Origin of the sequence: Robertmurraya sp. DFI.2.37 (assembly GCF_029211245.1) — a bacterium.
In the GTDB taxonomy this organism is placed as follows: domain Bacteria; phylum Bacillota; class Bacilli; order Bacillales; family Cytobacillaceae; genus Robertmurraya; species Robertmurraya methanolica_A.
Genome location: NZ_JARGEJ010000005.1, coordinates 38,733 through 59,525, shown reverse-complemented (window position 1 = coordinate 59,525; position 20,793 = coordinate 38,733). Strand labels below are relative to the sequence as shown.

Genomic DNA, 20,793 nt, shown 5'->3' with positions numbered 1-20,793 from the left:
CCTATCAAAAAATGTTACGATAGAATTGAAAAAATTGAAAGGTTGTGATCCATTGGTTCTTTTACCTCGTTTTGAATCCCCTGAGTTATTGATTCTACGCTCTTTAGCCCGTCGAAAACATTTATCAGATAAAGACTATCATTACTATGAAAATCACGAAAAGGGGTTTGAAGGAGAGAAGAAATTTGATGATTTGTTGGAGAGTTTTCCAGAAGAGTGGTTGTTTTTAAATGGTCTTCTATTAGAGTACAATAATTCATTTTTTCAAATTAATACTTTAGGTATCGCTCAAGATAGTTTGTACATTTTTGATATAAAATACTTTGAAGGAGATTTTACCATTGACGGAGAGCTTTGGAAGTATGTTAGTGGAACCCCCCTAAAAAATCCACTCCACCAATTACAACGATGTGAGTCATTATTAAAGAGGCTTTTACAAGAAAAAGGACAGCATTTTCCCATTAAATCATATCTTGTTTTTAATCACCCCCACTTTACTTTGTATCATGCATCACCTGATCAAACGATGATTCTCCCCTCACAAATCAATCGCTTCATGACAAAATTAAAACATAATAAATCCAATTTAAATGATAAACATAGAAAGCTCGCTGACCTTCTTTTAGCGGAAAACCATCCCTACTATCCAAATGCTTATAAGCCAAAATATCAATACTCTGAACTAACGAAAGGAATCCTTTGCTCCAAATGTCATTCATTTTTTCTAAAAAAACTACAGCCTGGAACTTTAATTTGTCAAAGCTGTTCGCATGAAGAAAGTATAGAAAATGCCGTTTTACGTAGTCTTCAAGAGTTTCGCTTCCTGAAAGAAAAGTAACAACGAACGAATTATTTGAATGGTGTAAATCTCTTCTGAGCAAAAAACAAATCCAAAGAACTCTTAGTAAAAATTTCAAACGAAAAGGCTACGGAAAATTTTCACACAATGTCTAATTTTGCAGCTGTCCCTAATGTTTTACAGTGAGAAGACCGCTTCTTTGCTAACTTCTTTTGGAAGAGCACTCGTTTAAGCAAGCTTGTGAGAATAATATTAAAGGAACTACTTACGTTCAATTTGTAAAGTTCATCCGGGCTATTTTTGCTTGATCATGTCCTCTAGGGCCTTTCATGAGTTTTTTGCGTCAGAGCATGTCCTGATGAGCACTTCATGCGGACATGGTTTTGTTTGGGGCTTGAGCGTGTCCTCATGAGCCTTCATGAGGACACGGTTTTGCTTTTTTCGCCAGAGTGTGTCCTCATGAACCTTTTCATACGGAACGTACAACTATTCCACAAGCTGAATATTGTATTCTTCAAACCAATAATGGAGCTGTACTAAATAGGCAAGAAGCTGTGGGCCTGTCATTAGCTGGCCAAACCATGGTTCTTTAAAAGCAGCACCCTCAGAAGCAATAATGGCTTTCAATTTTTCTTCATTGAAAAATTCATAGAGAACGGTGCCACGGTTTTTCATAATTTCTGCTAGTAAATTCTGAACTTCTTTTGTGTATTTCGGATTATGCGTTTTTGGGTAAGGACTTTTTTTCCGATACAATACATCATGTGGTAAAACATCTTCCAACGCTTTACGGAGCAAACCTTTTTCCCTGTTTCCGTACATTTTCATTTCCCAAGGGATGTTCCACACGTATTCAACCAATCGATGATCCGCAAAAGGGACGCGTACCTCCAAGCTAGCACCCATACTCATGCGATCTTTGCGATCTAGTAAAGTGGTCATAAACCAGATCATATTTAAGTAAAAAAGCTCTCTTCTTCCAGCTTCTAAAGAGTTTTCTCCATCGAGCCTTGGAGTTTCTGCGACTGTCGCATTGAATTTTTCCATCATATAATCTCGTAAACTTAATTTTTTTTGCCATTTTTCTTGTAATAAACTTTGGCGCTCATGAATGGAGCGCATCCAAGGAAATCCTTCTCTTTGCAGATCTTCTGGGCGATGAAACCATGGATAGCCGCCAAAGATTTCATCAGCGCATTCCCCAGACAAACCGACAACAAATTCTTTTTTTATCTCGCGACAAAACCATAATAATGAGGAATCAATATCAGCCATTCCTGGCAAATCGCGGACTTGAACAGACTCTTTTAAAAATTGCGCTAGCTCTTCTTGGGTAATCACATAATTATGATGGATGGTGTTAAATTCCTGCGTCATCTGCTTTATAAAAACCGCATCTGAATTTGGTTGAAATTCATTCGCTTTGAAAAATTGTTCATTCCCCTCATAATCGATTGAAAAAGTATGCAAAGGACCTTTTCCCGTTTTCTCATATTCGAGCGCCGCAATGGCCGTAATCGCACTTGAATCGACGCCCCCTGATAAAAATGTGCACAGTGGGACATCGGAAACAAGCTGGCGCTCAACCGCATCTTTAAATAGGAAACGTACTTTTTCAACCGTTTCGTCGATTGTGTCCTCGTGCTTCTCACTTTTCACATTCCAGTAACGCCAAATCTTCAAACCGTTACTCGCTGAAAGGGTTAAAGCATGGGCCGGTCTTAATTCAAGTATACCTTTAAAAACACCACTTCCTGGGGATCTTGATGGTCCTAGTGCGAATATTTCTGACAAACCTTCCCGATCTATCTCTGTCTTCATTTCCCGATGTGCAAGAAGTGCCTTTATTTCCGAAGCAAAAATTAACCCCTTATGATGCTCTGAAAAAAACAATGGCTTCACACCTAAGCGGTCTCTTCCAATAAAGAGCTGCTGTTTATTTTCATCCCAAATCGCAAAGGCAAAAATCCCATTTAAAAAATCAACGCATTTTTCTTCCCATTCCATATAGGCAGATACCAGAACTTCTGTATCAGAATGACCTTGAAACGAATATCCTTTTATTAGGAGTTCTTTGCGAATGTCTTCCGTATTATAGAGCTCACCATTGTAACAAATGATGTAGCGGTTGCCACTTTTCGTACGTACCATCGGCTGTTTGCCACCCTCTGCATCGACAACGATCAACCGCTTATGTCCAAAACCAACATGTGTGTCTGTCCATATATTTGTATCGTCTGGACCTCGTTTCGCCAGTGTCTCTGTCATTTTTTCGAGCGTGTCTTTTTCATTTGAGAGGTTGCGGTGAAAATCAACCCATCCGGTAATTCCACACATTGTCATCATCCTTTCTAAGCTGAACGTGTGTCCTTTGATTTCTTTTGCTTTGCTATATGTTGGTATTGACTTTTGGCTCATTTCCTCCTTCATTCCATAAAACGATAAGAATAAGAAAGGTTTCACCCATCGTTCATGGAATCTGAAGACCTTTCAATCACTCTGAAAGGTGAGCGAAACCAATGTTTCATACGAAATGAGCTTAAAATCGTTTTATTAACAATTCTGTTTAATAAAGCCATTTTTTTAAGAGCAGCATTTCACAATGTACGTGTAAACATCATATGCTGGGCTCAAAAATTGGTTAATTGTCCTAAGCTTCAGACAAAAATAATTAACTTTAAAAAAAGCAGGGCCTTGCAAGTTTAAAATAAATGGAAAATGTCTAGAAAGAATGTTGAGCAGATCCTTTTTAACGATTAAAGGCAATGTAAGAAAGCCTTGGTACTTCGTATCAATTGCTATGATGACTGCAGTAATTATTTTTGGAGGTTAACGATGAATAGACAGCAACGATCCAAACTAATTGAGTTCCAAATTCGTGCCTATATTGAAGGCACAATTGAGTATATTAATGACCAATGGGTCTTTTTTGAAAATGAATCTGAGGAAGCTTCCCTTTTAGAAGAATATTTGCATCAAGAGCTTGAAGTGCTGCGACATTCTCGTTGGAGAAAAGGAGTTTTATTTGAAGATGGGAAGATGGCAATGGCAGACGAAATTCTCCTTCTTAAAAGCAGTGATACTCTTCGAATCCGAAAAAACCTCATTTATTCGCTGGAACGACTACTAGAAGAAATATCTGACGACGCCTTTTACCAATTCATCACCCATTTAAACTCGCTTCATTTTTCAGTTTATGATTGTATTTACTGCTATAATCATCTAACTTTTTTGAAAGGAGAAGATCGCAAAGAAGGGGTCAATTTCATTATTTTTGACAACCAAGAAGACATTTGCAGCATTCAGCACCATTTCTGCTATTATGAAAAGAAAAATGACCGATTCGAATTCACATTAAATAATGGAAAAAGAACGATCATTGAGAAATTATCTTCTTAACTAAAGGCGTCCTAATTATGGACGCCTTTTGATACGTGCAGCTTTATACGCTCCTATGAGATCGACTTTGCCAACAGCACTTTTTCAAAATCAACGGCTGTCAGCGGTTGATGAAGATAAAAGCCTTGGGCGTAATGGCATTTTAAATCCTTAAGAAGCTTGATTTGTTCTTCTGTTTCTACCCCTTCAGCTACGACCTTGACGGCAAGTCCGTACCCCATTGTTATGATGGCCTTAACAATGGCAATATCCGTTGTTTCAAGACTTAAGTTATTGATAAAAGAACGATCAATTTTTAAAGTGTTAATCGGGAGATCTTTTAAATAACTTAACGATGAATAACCGGTGCCAAAATCATCAATTGAAACACGAACCCCTAATTCCTGCAAAGATTTCATCACTTCAATGCTATGATCAATATTGCGAAGCATTGTACTTTCTGTTAATTCGAGCGTTAAATACTTCGGTTCGAGCTTCGCATCCGCTAATGCCCTTTTCACTTCTTTCACAAATTTGGTTTGCTGAAATTGATTTGCCGACACATTGACAGAAACCGTTAACCCTTCCATCCCTAAATTTTGCCATTGTTTATTTTGTTTACAAGCTGTTTTCAACACCCAGCTTCCAATTTCCTCAATTAACCCTGTTTCTTCTGCCAATGGAATAAACTCTCCTGGTGGAACGAGCCCAAGGACAGGATGATTCCAGCGAATAAGCGCCTCACTTCCATAGAGCTTTCCAGTTTTCAGATCAATTAACGGTTGATAACAAAGAAAAAATTCTTGTTTTTGCAGCGCTTTTCGTAAATAACTCTCCAGCTCCAGCCGTTTAAAAGCTTCTTCATTCATTTTTTTAGAATAGAGAGTAATTCGATTTCCTCCCGGATATTTGCCCCGATTCATGGCAATATCCGCATTTTTTAGCAATGTTATTTCATCCTTCCCATCATTAGGAAAAAGGCTGATCCCGATGCTCGCGGTAATGTAAAACTCCTTCTCAGAATAATGAATTGGATCTGTCACCTTGCGCAATATCATTTTAGCCACTTTGATAATTTCTTCCATATCAACATTTTTAGAAAGAAGTAAATTAAACTTATCTCCACTAAATCTTCCTAAATAAGCACCGCTTGGAATGGCATCTTGAATTCGTTCACTAATTTCCTTTAAAATTTCATCACCTGCGTCATGTCCGAGGCTATCATTAATCATCTTAAAGCGGTCAAGATCAATTGCCAATACAGCGATTTGCCGTTTTTTCTTTTTTGCTCTTTGCAATGTTTCACTAAGCTTCTCTGTAAATTTAATTCGATTCGGCAGCCCGGTGTCCTGATCAAAATAGGCGAGCTGAACAATTCGGTCTTCAATTTTCTTTTGTTCCGTAATATTGCGACCAATACCGTAGATCCCAACGCATTCACCGTTTATCGTAATCGGAATGTTCTTAATGTGAAAAAGGTTCTTTTCTCCCGACTTTGAGTTAATTTCAATATTATAATATTGTTCTCTCCCTTTAATGGCCCGAAAGAAGTGCATACGCACCCTTGCAATATCATCTCTATTAATATACTTTAACGCTGATTTTCCGAGTAGTTCTTCCTCCTTATATCCGAACATTTTTTCAAAAGAGGCGTTTACACTAGTGAAATTCCCTGATAAATCTGTTGAATAGACAATATCTGCATTATTATCAAAGAGTGAGCGATAATATTGCTCAGAAATTCGGAGATGCGCGTTCAACTCATTAATATCATCTTGAGACGCTTTCATTAAATGAGTTAACGTCGCGACTGTTTTCAATGAGTCAGAAATGTCATAATCCATTGCCATGTTCTTTTTCTTGCGCTGTACTTTATTTTCTGCCAAAGCTAAATAAGTAAAAGACTGACCAATCAATTTCGGGATTCCCTCGGCAATGGCGATCTCCCCATTGGCAAAAAATCCATTTGTTGGTGCCTGTAAGTGGAGGATTCGCAGCTCTTCATCAGCAAACCCATGTAAAATCCTTTTTCTTGAGAAACAATTAAAAGTAAAAATTGCCTCCATATTTCTCTTTCCTAATGCTTTCATTTCTCGAACAGACTTATCCACGATTGTTGGTAAATCCGCATAAGCGAAAACTAGCTTGTCTCCCTCAACAAGAGGATGATTCATTTCTATAGCTCCACTTTCGAGGATTTTCGATATCCTCATCACCTTTTTCTTTCCTTTTGTATCTAGCATAAACAAAAACTCTTCTTTTAACGTCTCAATATCCTCAATAAAAGCCTTTCCTAAATAACGCTGGATAATTTGAAGTGGTTTTTTCTTGTCAATGGCGTAAATGATATTTCCGCTCGCTTTTGTAATAGTAAAAGATTTCCCTATTTCCTGAAGTTTATAATTTATAAATGTTTCCATTTGTAAATCTGGATTGTTCAATGATATCGCTACAATCCCATGATTGCTTTCTTCATCCCCATAAAAAACAAAGCCTTCAGGATACAGATGATCACCTGTGGCGACACCGCCGGCTACTATTACATCAGGATTTTCATGATAAAAACAGTTTAGAACTGCAGCTAGCTCTTCACAATGATTTGTGGAAAATAAAATGAGTGCTCTTGTATCAAATCTCGTAAGCATATCAGCGAGCATTTTCCCCATCTCATTCACATCACCATAGTCATTAAAAAGAAACAATGAGGAGTGAAGCTCAGTCCTTTCGAAAATAGTAAAGTTAATGCTGATTTGTTCTTCAACCGTCCGTCCATTTTGGATGGCAGCCGTAGCAGTACAGCCTAAAACATGTGCAACTGGAAGCTCTGCACGAAGGCATTTCTGAATAGCGCCAACCTCTTCTTTAACGGCTGAATTGGCAAACAACTGTATAAAAATATTCGGGTATTCATATAGTGCGTGATCTTCAATGAACTTTGTTAATTCGTTTGCATTTTTATACATATAAGAAATAGTTTTTATCATAGAAACCACCTAGACGTTTTCTATATTACTTATACTAAATAGCTTGAATAGTCTCTTTTAAAATACCACATTTGATGAAAAGGTTAAATTGAAAATAAAGAAAAAGCTGCCAATTTGACAGCTTTTTTCAGAATTTTGTCGATATTTTGTTGATTTATTCACCCATTTACATTGGTAAGCTGTAGCCTAAATAAAGAACGGAAATAAGCGAGAGTAAGAATAAAACCCAAAATACAGTCGTTGTCTTTCCCTTTTTTGTACGTACGAGAACCATCTCCATAAAGCCAATAACGAGAATACCAGACAATACTTTTAAGATCGTCTCAACTAAATACGAAGATATTAAATAATGAACAAACATTCCACCTGTTGCAAAAGTGATTAAATAAAACAGACGTAAAATCATGTGGACAATTTTTTGTCCCTTTTCTTTTCCAGCCTTTTGAAGTCCAAAAGCAATGAAAAATAGAACTAGTGTTAAAACCCATGCTGTAACATGAATATGTATTGACATGTGCGCTCCTCCTCAGGTTAAGTTCGTGAATATCTTATCATATTTACATTGGAAATAGTAAATGAGAAGGTTCGTCTCAACGAATTTTTAAAACCTCTCTCAATCAGCTTGTATATGATTAATCAGTGTTCCAATTTTTTCAATCGTCACGGCCATTTCGTCTCCCGCTTTTAAAAAACGAGGCGGTTTAAAGCCTTTCCCAACCCCTGAAGGAGTACCAGTAGCGATGATATCTCCCGGCTCCAAAGTCATTCCTTGAGAAAGAACAGAAATGATTTCTTCCACTGGAAAAATGAAATTTTCAGTGTTTGATTGCTGTCTAATTTCATGATTGATGCGCGTTTCAATATTAAGTGAATTAGGGTTTCCTAGCGCTGATGCATGCACGATCCACGGCCCCATTGGGCAAGTAGTATCAAGGCTTTTTCCAATGAAGTATTGCTTATGCTTTGATTGCAAATCTCTCGCTGTCACGTCATTAATAATTGTATAGCCAAATACATAGTTTAAAGCATCTTCTCTATTTATTTTTGTCCCTTTTTTTCCAATGATAACAGCTAATTCACCCTCATAATCTAATTGTTCAGTTATATCGCGATGATGCAAAACTCGCTCATTCGGACCGATTACTGTTGTCGGCGCTTTCGTAAAGACTATTATATGCTGCGGAATATCGTCCTTACTCCCCATCTCAATAGCATGCTCTGCATAGTTTTTTCCAACACAATAGATATTTTTTTTCGGTCTTGGAATCGGTGCTAAAAGAGTGACCGCCTCTAAGTTGATAAACTGTTCATCAGCAGCTGCTTTAGCCTGCTGATAGATAGAAATCGCTTGTTCAAAAAACCCTGATGTAGCAATACATTCTTCAAGTGTCTCTGGTAAATCGTTTTCTCTGCGGTTTAATGGAAGAACTCGCTTTTCTCCTTCCTCAATAATGCCAACAAAAACCCCTTCCTCATCCTGTGCTGTAACAAATTTCATTCTCTCATCCTCCATTAATTATTTTTTCCATCTCTGCCATTTCTGATATGTGGCACTTCTCCACACCCATTCCATCGGACCAAATTGATGCGTCTTCATCCAGTATGAACTAAAAATAACTTGCACTGCAAAAATAACGATAACAAGAAGCGAGCCAGAAAAAACGGATATTTGATCATAAAGTCCAAATCCATAAGAGTAGAAAAGCGTTGTTGAGATTGATGACTGAAACAAATAATTACTTAACGACATTTGTCCTACAGGCGCTAAAAAACGGAGCAGCCTTTTTCCTCTTATCGTATCTGCAACTAAAGCAATGGCAAGCGCATAGGCAATGGCGAGCAATGGTCCGCCAAAGGTGTCTTGAATATATTCAAAAGCAAGACCGCCTTGAAAGATGTACGGACAAAGCTTCAGAAACAAGCCAAGAAAAAAGAAAAGGAAAAAACTTACCGTCAATGGCCTTCGCAGTTCTGTTACCCTTTCCATCCATTTGAGTTTGGCAGCGCCTCCTCCGATTAAAAAGAATGGAAAGATTGAAAACAACATAATAATACCGTTGCCTAAATTATTGACCATAGACCAATCATTCCATCTTTGAGAGAAAATCTCTGCAAAACTTCCACTTTGATACACTTCAATCGAATGTTTTGCCATCTCTACCTGATAAATAGACGACTCTAACTCTGGCATGAATAATGCAGTAATAATCAATAAAAAGCAGAAAATAAGTTGGGGGATAAACCACATAAGTCCACCTGTTATGGTCATTCCCACGCCTGTTCCCCTTATGAAAAGTAAGAAAAGAAAGCCAAATACCGCATAATTAATCAAAATATCTCCATGCCAAATAAAAAAGGCATGGACCATTCCGAACACCAGTAGGACACCTAAACGTCGAAATGCAATTGGCATAAATGCATTCCCTCTTCCTACCGTTCTTTCATAAAGAAGAACTAATCCATAGCCAAACAATAAAGAAAAGAGGGGATAAAAGCTCCCTTGCGCAAAAATGTCAATCAAAGCATAGCTTCCCTTATCGAGCGGTGATCCCCACCAGGTAGCAGGGTTCAAATAAAGCATAGGTGAATGAAAGGACAGCATATTGACAAGAAATATTCCGAAAATAGAAAAGCCCCTCATCATATCTAAAGATATAATTCTATTAGTTTTTGAAGTATCCATTATAGCTCCTTTAAAATTGTTATATCTTCGATTATAGATGGAAGTATATGGACATGCAATTTTCAAATATAATCAATGATTCATCCCGTACTTCAATGTGCTTCTAAAAGCCTATTTCATCATCAACATTCTCACCTCCTCTTATTAAAGGGGCAATATTTAAATATTCCACTCTAGTTCTATTTTATTTCTCCTACATTTTTAGATAAGCTTTTGTATGACTCCCTCACCTACTTTTTCCTTTAAGCTGGATTTTACTTATTTTCACCTTAGGCGATTTCATCACATTTGCCCCAAAAATACATACGATAAAAGAGGAAACCTAATTACAAAGGATGTTGCCTATGCCAGCCATTGTTGGGATCGCCCAAGTAAATGCAATTGGAACAAGTTCTGTTTTTAATATTGGAGATGTCTACAAAATTATGCCCATTGCTTCTGTAAAAACCTTTGCAGGTGCAGGCTCATTTAATACGGGAGATGTATTAGAGGTTCACAACAACTACAGCTCTACCAATACATTCGATCAGGATGTCGCTGATCAAAGTATCCTTTTCAATAGTTAGAAGAACTTAAAGGTGTGATTCTATGAATTTTTACATTCAACAATCAATTGTTATAAATAATTTTCGGGTCGGAAGTCTTGCTAACTCCTGTGTCCTGCAAATCGGCAGTGCAGGAATTATAAAACCATCAAGCCATTTATATAATACAGGAGGATTTACGGAACCTGCGCCGGAGCCACTCAAACCAGAAGAGATTGAAACAGATTATCTTCATGTTCCTTCCGTTCCTTTAGCCCCTCCAGCAGGTGGTGGTGGGACGCTGTGAACCGTGAATACTACTCATATTTGGAGAAATTGCACCGCTTTGTGGAAGCACAAGATAAAAGAATTATTGAATTAGAGAAAAAAGTAAAAACTTTATCAGATGAACTGAAGGAAGTTCGAGCCCAGCCTCCTGTTCAGGTTGGAACAATCGAATATAAATTCGATCAATTAAAGGTTGAGACATTGGAAGGAACATTAAATATCGGCTTAAATCCATCAGATCTTGAAGGAATTGAAAATTTCGAGGTTCAAAATAAAAATGTGACCACTAATTCTCCGATGAAAAACAAATGGAAGCCACTGAGGGAACTTGAGCAAAAAATTGACGAGTACTTAGAAAATGACTTGAACTTGCTCATCAAAGAATACGAAGAACAAATGCAAATGAATGTGGATGACTCTTATATAGATTTTATAAAAAATGACATTAGAAAGCAGCTTCCCGGCCGGCTCGATCATTATCTTACCCAAATTCCTGAAAAAGAGCGCAGTGCTGAAGCATCGCAAAAAATAACAGATGGAATCGTTGAACAAATGAAAAAAGATATTGGAAGTGCCGTTTTTACTTTTTTAAACAATTTACCTAAGGAAACTACTCGAAAGGATGACGAATGATATGAATTTACAAGTTTATAACGGGGAGCTTCAAGTTGGCAATATGCAAGTGGAAGCTGTCTCCAGCTCATCAATTGTTTTAATTGGGGATGCCGAAACGATTCAGCTTTCATCCATTTTTGACACACCTGCAGAATCACTGATCATCGGTCCATTTGTACCACTGAATCCACAGGGGTAGCGGGATGCTGAATAAGAGAACCTCTGCTGTTGACCGTGTTATAATCAATTCTTTATCGATCGTCTCCACCTTTGAAGTCGGAGATTCTTCACAAATTCAAGCATTTTCTCGTGCCATCGCTTTGCAACGTGAGCGGCAAACTTTTTTTAGCAATGAAATCAAGTTCTCTGATTTCGATATTTTTACAGAAACGATTCCAGTGGAGCCAATTTTTGAAAATGTATCCTTTGAGACAAACTCAGTCCATCCTATTATTAAAGTTGGATTTCTCGATATAACAGGGGTGTCCACATCTTCAATTATCCACATTGGGAACACGAAAAATATCAATATGGAATCTAGGATTAAGCATATTCGCCATCTCCATCCCCGTAATTGAGTAACATTATTAGTAAAAGAACATAAGATTTTAATAGGCATTTAAATTAGGAATCGTTTATTCCATTAGAAAAGGGTGTTTTAGTATGCCTGCAATTGTAGGACCTGTTCAGGTAATTAATTTAGGAGGAGGAGTGCTTCAGTTTGGAGATTCTCTTTTTATCTCCCCGAAGAGCGCTTCAAAATCGATGTCGGGCTCGGGGGCTGGTAATACTGGCGGCTTTATTATTACCAACAATCTCATAAGCGCCAGCAATACCCTCGATACAAACCTTGTCGATCAGCCTTTAGCAGGAAATAACTAAAGTTTTCTTCTTAAATATTATAGCTTTATGAGACATCTCAGTTGATTCAATTCGGATCAAATAAATAGGTGAAGACGTAGCTGCACATTCCTGTTTCGCTCACAAAAGTCGAAACGACTGTAAAACACATCAAAAGCCATTTTGCTTTCAAGTTTGTAAACCTCCAAACAGAAAAAACAGTCCTCAAGCTGACTTGAGGACTGTTTTTTGGGAAGATATCCTATTTAATACGATTACTAGTTGAGCATTCGTTCTTACTCCAGCTCGTTAAATCGCTCATGCTCGTTTACGAGCGAGCGTGTCACATCAATCATTTATAGTTTTAAAACATGTCCACCATCGAAGAAAAATAAATAGCGTTCTGCCACTTCTTTTTGCAAAATTTGTTCCAATGCTTGAGCGTAAAGGTTAAGCTGGACGCGATAACGTTCCTCAAGGATTGGCCTTGCTTGTTCAAAACCACCTTTATAGCGCTCTTGAATCGCGTCCGTCTTGTAATCGACAAGAACTAAGCCAGCTTCGTCGACAAACGCACAATCGATAATTCCTTGCACAAGAATCGGTTCATTATCACCATTCCAGTTCGGATAAACAACACTTGAAGGAAAAACAGCGTTGAACGGGATCTCTCTATTTAAGAAAGCTGAGTGCAGCATCCGTTCCCCTAACTCTGTCGTAAAAAACTTGACAATTTGTTCGACATCAATCACTTGTTTCTGCTCTTCGGTTAGCAATTCCTTGGCCACCATCTCTTCAAGCTGAGCTATAACGGAGGCAACTGTGATATCCTCTGCTAAATTGACATGCTGCATCACCATATGCATTGCTGTTCCTCTTTCTGCAGGACTAATCGTTTTTTCCTGCATGAATCGCGGACGATTAAGGATAGGTTTAGAAAATGAGAGCAAATCTTTTCCACTCTCCTCATCAATCATTTCCCATTGACGTTTCATCTCTGAAACCGACTGCTTCGAACGATGCCTTGCAGCTTCCTTGAAAGGATATTGCCATGTTAAATTTTTTTCGATCTCTTCCTTCCAGTTTGACTCTATCTCAACAGTAAGCCCTTGATAGACACGCCCCATCAAATCATTTTGATCGGTAAGCTCTTCCTTTTCTCTCGCAATTAAATCATTCGCTCTCATAAACTCAATTTTCCAAGTAGAAGGATGCTCATATATTTCGACTGGTACCGCTTGATCAATGCTTTCACTTCCACGCAATACGTCCGCATCTTTATGCCTAATCAATGCTGGACCAATCCAGTCTAAATAGCTTTTCGCTGCAGCGCGTTCATACTCCTTTAAAAGCCATGCCTGATTTGACAATGACTTTTCCCAATCGGCAATTTTTTTATCTAATTCTTTTACTGAAGATAATAAAAATAACTTTTCCTTCGCCCGCGTGAGCGCTACGTAAAGAACTCTCATTTCTTCAGCAAGCATTTCCAGCTTCTTTTTCCTTTTAAAGGCAAGCTGTGGAAGAGAAGGATAGGAAATTCGTTTCTTTGCATTGATATACTTTGTCGCAAATCCTAGATCTTTATCAAGCATTTGCGGTTTTCGTAGGTCCATCATATTAAACTGACGCGCTGTTCCTGCAACAAACACGATGGGAAACTCCAAACCTTTACTGCTATGAATCGTCATGATGCGCACAACATCTTCCTGTTCTCCTAAGGCACGTGCTGCACCAAGATCATCTCCCCGCTCAGTCATCCTTTCAATAAAGCGAAGAAAGCGGAACAGACCGCGAAACGAAGTATTCTCATATTGTCGAGCTCGATCATAGAGAGCTCGTAAATTAGCTTGACGCTGTTTTCCCCCAGGGAGCCCACCAACAAAATCGTAAAATTTTGTATCACGATATAATTGCCATATTAACTCAGCTAGTGCTCCTTGCCGGGCTTTCTTTCTCCAACCTTGTAAACGTTCAACAAAGGGAAGCAATTTTTCTTGGATTTCTTCTGTTCCTTCCGCTGCTCTCTCTTGACAAAAAGAAACGAGCGCTTCGTAAAAGGAGCCATGCTTTCTTTGAAGGCGCACCTGTGCTAGTTCTTCTTCATTCAAACCAATGATTGGAGAACGGAGTACCGCTGCTAATGGTATATCTTGATATGGATTATCAATAATTTTTAACAGCGACATCATGATCGAAACCTCAGTCGCCTCAAAATATCCAGTCGAAAGATTAGCATATACGGGAATTCCCGCTTCTTTAAACTCTTCAATAATTTGTGGTGCCCATGTCATTGAACGGAGCAAAATCACGATATCACGATATTGGATCGGCCGAGTCGATTTCGTTTTTCCATTATAAATTTCTTTTCGCTCAGCAACCATATGCTTAATTTTATCAGCCATTATTCGAGCTTCTAATTGTGATTGTTCCAACTCAACATCATCAAACGGTAGCTCTTCTGGCTCATCACCTTCCGAATCCGCGTCATCTTTGCCTTCCTGTTCAATCAAGAGCCACTCAATTGGATGTTCGCTTTCTGGATAGCTTGCACCTTGTACGAGCTCCGCTGCTTTATCATACTCAATCTCACCGACTGTTTTCCCCATGAGCTGTTTAAAGAGGAAATTCGTTCCATCCAACACCTCTTTACGACTGCGGAAGTTGCGCGCTAGATCAATTTTTAATCCCGAGGCTTCTCCATCCGCAGTAAACCGTAGATATTTTCCTAAAAACAAGTTCGGTTCAGCGAGACGGAAACGATAGATAGACTGTTTCACATCCCCTACCATAAACATATTCCCGCTCTTTTCTCCATCTTTTGTAACGAGCTGAAGAATGGCCTCTTGAACCATATTTGTATCCTGATACTCATCGACAAAAACCTCTTTAAACTGATTGCGATAAGAAATGGCCGCTTCAGAAGGAAGCAGTTTCCCTTCTTCCGCCGACAGGATTTGCAGACATAAATGTTCTAAATCAGCAAAATCTACTAATCCCTTTTCCTTCTTCACTTCAGCGAAGCGTGCAGCAAAGCTTTCCACTAACTGAACGAGAGTGCGAATCTGGGGTGCCATTTCTCTTATATCCCGAATAAAGCTCTCAGGTCTTCTAGAAAACAATTCATCCTTTACCGTTTGAACAATTTTTTTCGCCTTATCGCGCAGCTTTTGTGCTCTTTCAAGCAGGTTTTTATCAAACTCATCCCCCCGGCATGTCTTTGCCCTTGAAAAAGATTCTGCCTGCATTCGCAAGTACAGCTCGTCCCACGATATTTCCTTCGCTGCCAGGAAACTATCAACGATGCGAATATCATCGATGAAATTCTCCGCCCTTGGGGAAGGGCCACCAGGCAGCTTTGTTAATTCCAAGCCATTTTCTAAAAGCTCCTTTGCTCCTTTTAACTGCAGCTCGATATCAAATAGGAGCACATCGGCAAAGGGCAACTCTTCAATCGTTGTTCCCTCATCTACCTCATACATTTTCTGCAATGATTGCAAATAGGCATGTGGAGAAGGATTGGACTGAGCAAAATCGTAAATCTCACGGATAATATCCTGGAGGGCAACATCGCTGCGATCATTGGAAAAGGTATCTACCAGTTCAAAAAAGGCTTCATTTTCCTGCTTGCCATATTCATCCTCAAAAAGCTCCTCCATCACTTCATCTCTTAACAATTGTACTTCTGTTTCATCAGCAATGCGAAAACCGGGATCAACATCAATTTGATAGTAATATTTGCGAATGACTTCCAAGCAAAAAGAATGGAGAGTAGAAATGGATGCCCTATTCAGCAAACTAAGCTGTTTACGTAAATGTTTTGAAGAAGGATTATCACTAATTGCTTTTTCTAATGCTTCTCCAATTCGATGTCTCATCTCAGCAGCAGAGGCATTCGTAAAGGTTACAACTAATAGCTCGTCCACATCAATTGGTTCATCGGTCGAAATGATCTTATTGATCATTCGCTCTACAAGGACTGCCGTCTTCCCTGAACCAGCCGCTGCCGCAACAAGAATATCCTGACCGCTCGCCCATATTGCCTTCCATTGGTCGTCCGTCCACGTTGCTTCAACCGGTTTAGTTGGTATCTTCATCGATTTCCTCCTCCTGTCTCATCATCTGTAAAATTTCCTCTTTTGGATAGGACGATAGTTTGCGATAGTCATTCGCTTCTAACGATTCATCGAATTGACAAACCGATTTAAAGGAGCAAAACGTACAAGGCTTGCGATCCTTTAGTTTATAGGGAGCAATTTTTACATCCCCACCTGCGATTGCATTTCCTGTTTTCACGTAATACTTGCGAACAAAGCGTCTGAGCTGATCAAACTCCTCATGGCTCGCCACCTTTGAACGCTTCGTAAGTGTTCCGTCTTTTTTTAACCCTGCTGTAACGATAGCAGAATCACCTGTATCGACAGTTCTATCCATCAAACGAATAATCTTTTCTTCGCCTAGCAATAGACCATTCATTTTGAATTTTTTAAACAACTGGTTATCAAGCTCGTCCAAAGTGAGCATTTTGCTCGTGTTGACGATCGGGTTGTGGACGTGAAAATAAAGGACTCCAGCCGGAACAGCCTCTTTACCAATTAACGTTTTGGAATTCGCTACAACAATATCGAGATAGGTTAACATTTGCAATGCTAATCCGTAGTATACTTCATTTAAATTGACATCTTTTGCACTTGATTTATAATCCATTATTCTTAAGTATACTCCGTTTTCATCCTCAGCCTTATCAATACGATCAATTCGACCAATAAGCTCCATCTTTGTTCCATTTCTTAAGGAAAATTTCAACGGCGGCAATTTTTGCTTTGGTCCAAAACCAAGCTCGAGACCGACAGGTGCAAAACCGCTCGCTTTCGCATGCTCTTGCAAGACGAGCGAGGCTCTCTTTATTATCTCTGCTAATTTTCTTTTTATATAATGATGGCGATTTGAGCTTAATAATATTTCATGCTGCAGTTTCGGGGCTAAAAGTTCAACAGCTTCCTTTGCAAGCTGTTCGATTTCCAACTGTGTCATCCGCTCCCATGATTTTTCACTTACCATTACTGTTTCGACAATATATTTTAGGGCGCCATGAAATAATTCCCCAATATCTGGCGCCTCCAAACGAAAGACCTGTCTCTCTCTAAGCTTCAGGCCATGTTTGGCAAAATGGGAAAACGGACAGGCAGAAAACAGCTCCATCCGTGACACACTGCCTTGAATCACTTCAGAATATAGCTCCTTACTCGTATCTTCAGAGAGTTGCGTCGATTCATTTTTGTAATTCAAGCTCTGCAGTACCTTTTTAGCTCGCTCCCTCCACTTTATATTCCCTATATAATAGTTATAGACATCCCACCAAATATCATAAATAGGATAGCCTCGCTTTTGCTGCTGAAGTTGTCCAGTCAACAAAGACAGGCCTGTCTCTTCATGGGAAATATAGTCTTTTTGTTCCAGCTCAGGAAGCTCGGAAATTTCTTGAATATAGTGTTGTGACTGAATGTTAGGGAATATTTCCAGCAATCTATTAATATATAAAGAAGGCATTAATGCCTTTCCATCATCATTGGCCAAAGGATAGCTCACAAATAGGCGTTCAGATGCTGTTGTCAGAGCATTATACGCAAGAAATTCTTCATCTAACAATCTTTTTCGACTACTCGGAGCAATCGCAATTCCCTTTACAGCTAACCGCTCTCTTTCCTCATCTGCAATCAGCCCTTCCTCAGAAAATTTGGCCGGTAGAACTCCGTCATTCAATCCGATGACAAAAGCAGCCTTGATCTCGGTTAATCTCGATTTCTCAAGATCTGCTACTAACACTTGATCGATAGACGGCGGTACAAGAGAGAATCGAAGTGATTCCAGCCCCGCATCAAGAATCGTGGCAAACTTCTTCAAAGAAACCTCTTCCTCCCCTAGCATTTCCACAAATTGATCGAGAAGATCAACTATTCCGTTCCACGCCTGGTCATGCTCCCGGGATCGGACTAAATTTCCAGCCTCTTCTTCTTGTAATTTCCAATTTTCCAACTTCGTCGGAATATGAAGCTCCTCTAAAAAGTAATATAGTGCTGCGCATAGTTCTCTTCCTGTTTCCGCTTTGGCGAATCTCTTTGCCAATCGTTGAATTGGTGTGGAGATCATCTTCCTTAACTCATTGAGTTCCTCTTCTTTTTCTTTTTCCGCATCAGTCTGAGCAAAGGTTTCCAGCTCTAATCCTTTAAATCGACGGTATGTCCAACGTTCCTTTTGCGTCCAACTCTTACCTTGAATCCCATGTTCCAACACATAATTTTCCAGTTGATCCATTTGTGCTCGCAGATTAGACACATCGCTTTTTTCTGGGAAAAGAAGCTCCGTTTTAACTGCTCGAAAGACAGGCTCATATCTCCAAAAACCGTTAATCACTTCAAGAGTTGAGCGGATAAGCTCGATTAGCGGATGATTTAACATTGTTCTTTTTTGGTCAATAAAGACAGGAATATCATAGTCTGTAAATATATTTTCAATTAGATCATAATATTCTTGCCCATTTCTTAGCAAAATGGCAATATCACGGTAACGATAATTTTCTTCTCTCGCAAGTTTACGAATGGCTCGTGCTATGCCCTCTACTTCCGCTCTTCGATTAACAGCCTGTGCCAAATGTACCAGCGGCGTCCCCTCAAACGAAACAGTCGGCCTCTGCTCAAAAAAAGATTCTAAGTGTTTTAAAGAATCATGTGTCAATCTAAACTGCTCTTGGAATAGAATTTCCTCTACATGCACCCCTTCCACTTTTGCCATTTCGTAGAGAGTCTGACACGTCTCCCCTGCCATACGAAAAAGATGAAGCTCATCAGGAGCTTCATGATGATATGGCCGATCTAATGTTAAAGCAATGGTCATATCCTTACTATGCTTCATTAACTGTTCTATGATCATGTATTCTTGCGGCGTAAAGCTATAGAAGCCATCGATATAAATCGTTGCATTTTGTAAATATGCGGAGGAAGCAATCTGCTCTCCTAATAAGCGTAAATAGTCCTCTGAATCTATATATTTATTTAACAATGCATCTTCAAATGCTTCGTAAATAATTTCTAAATCATGAAGTTTATCCTTAAGAACTTTTTCACTTGCATCATTTGCTGATAAGTGCTGTTCTGCTATATCTTCTGGTTTAATCAAATAGCGTTTAAATTCGGTTAACAGTTTTTCCAGTTGCTCAATAAATCCTGTTTTATCAGCCGCTTTTTCAAATAATGTTAACTGCTCTTTTTTATCCTCGATTATTTTTCGAATCAACATACTGACACCGACGCTATTAATATGATAACGGCTTATCCCACCAGTCTCTTGAAGAATTCGCCAAGCTAATCGCGAAAAGCTATAAACTTGCGTTCGGATCATTCCACCTAAATGAGATGTCGATATTAATTTATATTCTGATAGAAATGTCATTTGTTCAGGTACTAAATAAATGATCGGGTCTCCATTTGGCTCATACTTCATTTTTTCCTGCATCTCGTTTATACAGAAAGTTGTTTTCCCTGTTCCAGCTCTACCTATTAACATTCTGATAGACATTTCTTAACCTCCCAAAAAAAGCCTTACTCTACCATTTCACTACTGAAGACTACTCACATCTTACCATAAAACAAAGGATTATTTCGGCTTGAAACCCTGACATTTTTTTCATAAATTCAGAGAGCCTATTCCGTATTTTTGCAGGGAGAAACAGATTGTGCACACGATTCGCTTTTTCCACTTCTTTACCTTCCTTATTGGAGCTCTAGTACCTTGCAATAACAAAAAAAAACTCCATTTTTTAGTCAACGTAACAAAACTTAAAAAGAGAGATTTTTTTATTTACATGCGCGATAACTACTATAAGTATTTGAATTCTAGCGATGTTTATTTAGTCGCTTAGCTTCACTTTCTTTACCCTTCCTACCTGTCCATCCACTAATCGAACTTTAATCCCGTGTGGATGATAGGAGGAATTAGTCAGAATATCCTTTACCGTTCCTTTTGTTAATATTCCTGTCCGTTGATCTTTCTTTAGAACGATTTCAACTTCCAGTCCTGCACTAATTTCTTTGCGATAACAGCCCTCTGTCATTGTACTAAGCACCTCGTTTGTCCTCTTTCATTGTTAAGCATACTACTAATCATATTATGAAAGGAATTTAAAATCCAATTTAAACAGAGCTAATCTGCTACCATTCGAAATAGAACTATAAATTTGCAAATCATTTCTTCCATTAACGCGTCACAACATAATACTAGGTAAATTACTTTCCATTATTATAAAAAAAGTGCATTCGAACAAAGAATATTTATCATTTTCACAAAAGTTAGCCATTTACATTGAGGAATATCCTCCAGATTATAAAAGAAAAGCCAAAATTCATGATCCCTCTGTCGAGAAGCGCCGGAAGATCATCGACCAATATTCAATCCCTGGCTCCGAATTCCGGCCTCGAATCAGAATTTGGAGATTTTAAAAGAGGCAGAATACTGGGTTAATAATGAAACCCTAATACATGAGGACAATTTGTGGAAAATCAATGCTGGCTTGTTTTCCTTACTTATAACGAAACCGCACAGTCTTTAATTTAATAAAACGTCCTTTCCTCATACAACTTACCGAAACGTCCACTGTAGCATATGGTGGAATAGGTGGTGATTATT

General features: G+C 38.6%; 16 protein-coding genes. 8 read left to right on the top strand and 8 right to left on the bottom strand.

Translation table 11 applies throughout. The features are described 5' to 3' along the window. The first annotated feature begins 52 nt into the window (after nt 1-52). The gene (locus tag PZE06_RS04245; RefSeq protein ID WP_191963153.1) at nt 53-838 is read left to right on the top strand and encodes a nuclease-related domain-containing protein; all 786 of its coding nucleotides are present in this window, start codon (nt 53-55) and stop codon (nt 836-838) included. 447 nt (nt 839-1,285) lie between these two features. On the opposite strand, the gene asnB is transcribed toward PZE06_RS04245, so the two are convergent. Further along, nucleotides 1,286-3,136, bottom strand: coding sequence for an asparagine synthase (glutamine-hydrolyzing) (gene asnB / locus PZE06_RS04240; protein ID WP_150914694.1), 1,851 nt, complete (start codon nt 3,134-3,136; stop codon nt 1,286-1,288). A gap of 498 nt (nt 3,137-3,634) precedes the next feature. Between asnB and PZE06_RS04235 the strand changes: the two genes are divergently transcribed. Beyond that, nucleotides 3,635-4,198, top strand: a complete 564-nt coding sequence (locus PZE06_RS04235) for a DUF2777 domain-containing protein (RefSeq protein WP_095309955.1) — start codon at nt 3,635-3,637, stop codon at nt 4,196-4,198. A 53-nt stretch (nt 4,199-4,251) separates the two neighbouring features. Here PZE06_RS04235 and PZE06_RS04230 read toward each other — a convergent pair whose 3' ends face one another. The 4 genes from PZE06_RS04230 to PZE06_RS04215 form a co-directional block, all read right to left on the bottom strand. Further along, on the bottom strand, nt 4,252-7,161 hold the full coding sequence (locus PZE06_RS04230) for a bifunctional diguanylate cyclase/phosphodiesterase (RefSeq protein ID WP_150914642.1): 2,910 nt from the start codon (nt 7,159-7,161) through the stop codon (nt 4,252-4,254). A gap of 166 nt (nt 7,162-7,327) precedes the next feature. After that, nucleotides 7,328-7,675 (bottom strand): YisL family protein, encoded by a 348-nt coding sequence (locus PZE06_RS04225; protein WP_150914643.1) that lies wholly within the window; start codon nt 7,673-7,675, stop codon nt 7,328-7,330. A gap of 99 nt (nt 7,676-7,774) precedes the next feature. Continuing rightward, nucleotides 7,775-8,659, bottom strand: a complete 885-nt coding sequence (locus PZE06_RS04220) for a fumarylacetoacetate hydrolase family protein (protein WP_150914644.1) — start codon at nt 8,657-8,659, stop codon at nt 7,775-7,777. Nucleotides 8,660-8,677: 18 nt separating this feature from the next. Continuing rightward, entirely contained in the window at nt 8,678-9,844 is a 1,167-nt protein-coding gene (locus PZE06_RS04215) for a DUF418 domain-containing protein (RefSeq protein WP_150914645.1), read from the bottom strand. A gap of 344 nt (nt 9,845-10,188) precedes the next feature. On the opposite strand from PZE06_RS04215, the gene PZE06_RS04210 reads away from it, so the two are divergent. The 6 genes from PZE06_RS04210 (at nt 10,189) to PZE06_RS04185 (ending at nt 12,153) form a co-directional block, all read left to right on the top strand. Continuing rightward, nucleotides 10,189-10,410 carry a spore germination protein gene (locus PZE06_RS04210; RefSeq protein WP_095309945.1) on the top strand — a complete coding sequence of 74 codons (222 nt, stop codon included), beginning with the start codon at nt 10,189-10,191 and terminating at the stop codon, nt 10,408-10,410. Nucleotides 10,411-10,432: 22 nt separating this feature from the next. Continuing rightward, nucleotides 10,433-10,675, top strand: coding sequence for a spore germination protein GerPB (locus tag PZE06_RS04205; protein WP_150914646.1), 243 nt, complete (start codon nt 10,433-10,435; stop codon nt 10,673-10,675). Beyond that, nucleotides 10,672-11,289 carry a spore germination protein GerPC gene (gene gerPC / locus PZE06_RS04200; RefSeq protein WP_150914647.1) on the top strand — a complete coding sequence of 206 codons (618 nt, stop codon included), beginning with the start codon at nt 10,672-10,674 and terminating at the stop codon, nt 11,287-11,289. Before PZE06_RS04205 ends, gerPC begins: the two co-directional genes overlap by 4 nt. Nucleotide 11,290: 1 nt before the next feature. Beyond that, nucleotides 11,291-11,470 (top strand): spore gernimation protein GerPD, encoded by a 180-nt coding sequence (locus PZE06_RS04195; RefSeq protein ID WP_150914648.1) that lies wholly within the window; start codon nt 11,291-11,293, stop codon nt 11,468-11,470. A 4-nt stretch (nt 11,471-11,474) separates the two neighbouring features. After that, nucleotides 11,475-11,849 (top strand): spore germination protein GerPE, encoded by a 375-nt coding sequence (locus tag PZE06_RS04190; RefSeq protein ID WP_150914649.1) that lies wholly within the window; start codon nt 11,475-11,477, stop codon nt 11,847-11,849. 85 nt (nt 11,850-11,934) lie between these two features. Beyond that, a complete protein-coding gene (locus PZE06_RS04185; RefSeq protein ID WP_019153304.1) occupies nt 11,935-12,153 on the top strand; it encodes a spore germination protein in 219 nt (72 codons plus the stop codon). 314 nt (nt 12,154-12,467) lie between these two features. Here PZE06_RS04185 and addA read toward each other — a convergent pair whose 3' ends face one another. From addA to PZE06_RS04170, 3 genes are all read right to left on the bottom strand, one after another. Beyond that, the gene (addA, locus tag PZE06_RS04180; protein WP_150914650.1) at nt 12,468-16,208 is read right to left on the bottom strand and encodes a helicase-exonuclease AddAB subunit AddA; all 3,741 of its coding nucleotides are present in this window, start codon (nt 16,206-16,208) and stop codon (nt 12,468-12,470) included. Continuing rightward, entirely contained in the window at nt 16,192-19,686 is a 3,495-nt protein-coding gene (gene addB / locus PZE06_RS04175; RefSeq protein ID WP_150914651.1) for a helicase-exonuclease AddAB subunit AddB, read from the bottom strand. Before addB ends, addA begins: the two co-directional genes overlap by 17 nt. 331 nt (nt 19,687-20,017) lie before the next feature. Continuing rightward, entirely contained in the window at nt 20,018-20,221 is a 204-nt protein-coding gene (locus tag PZE06_RS04170) for a YwbE family protein (RefSeq protein ID WP_150914695.1), read from the bottom strand. Nucleotides 20,222-20,793: the final 572 nt, after the last annotated feature.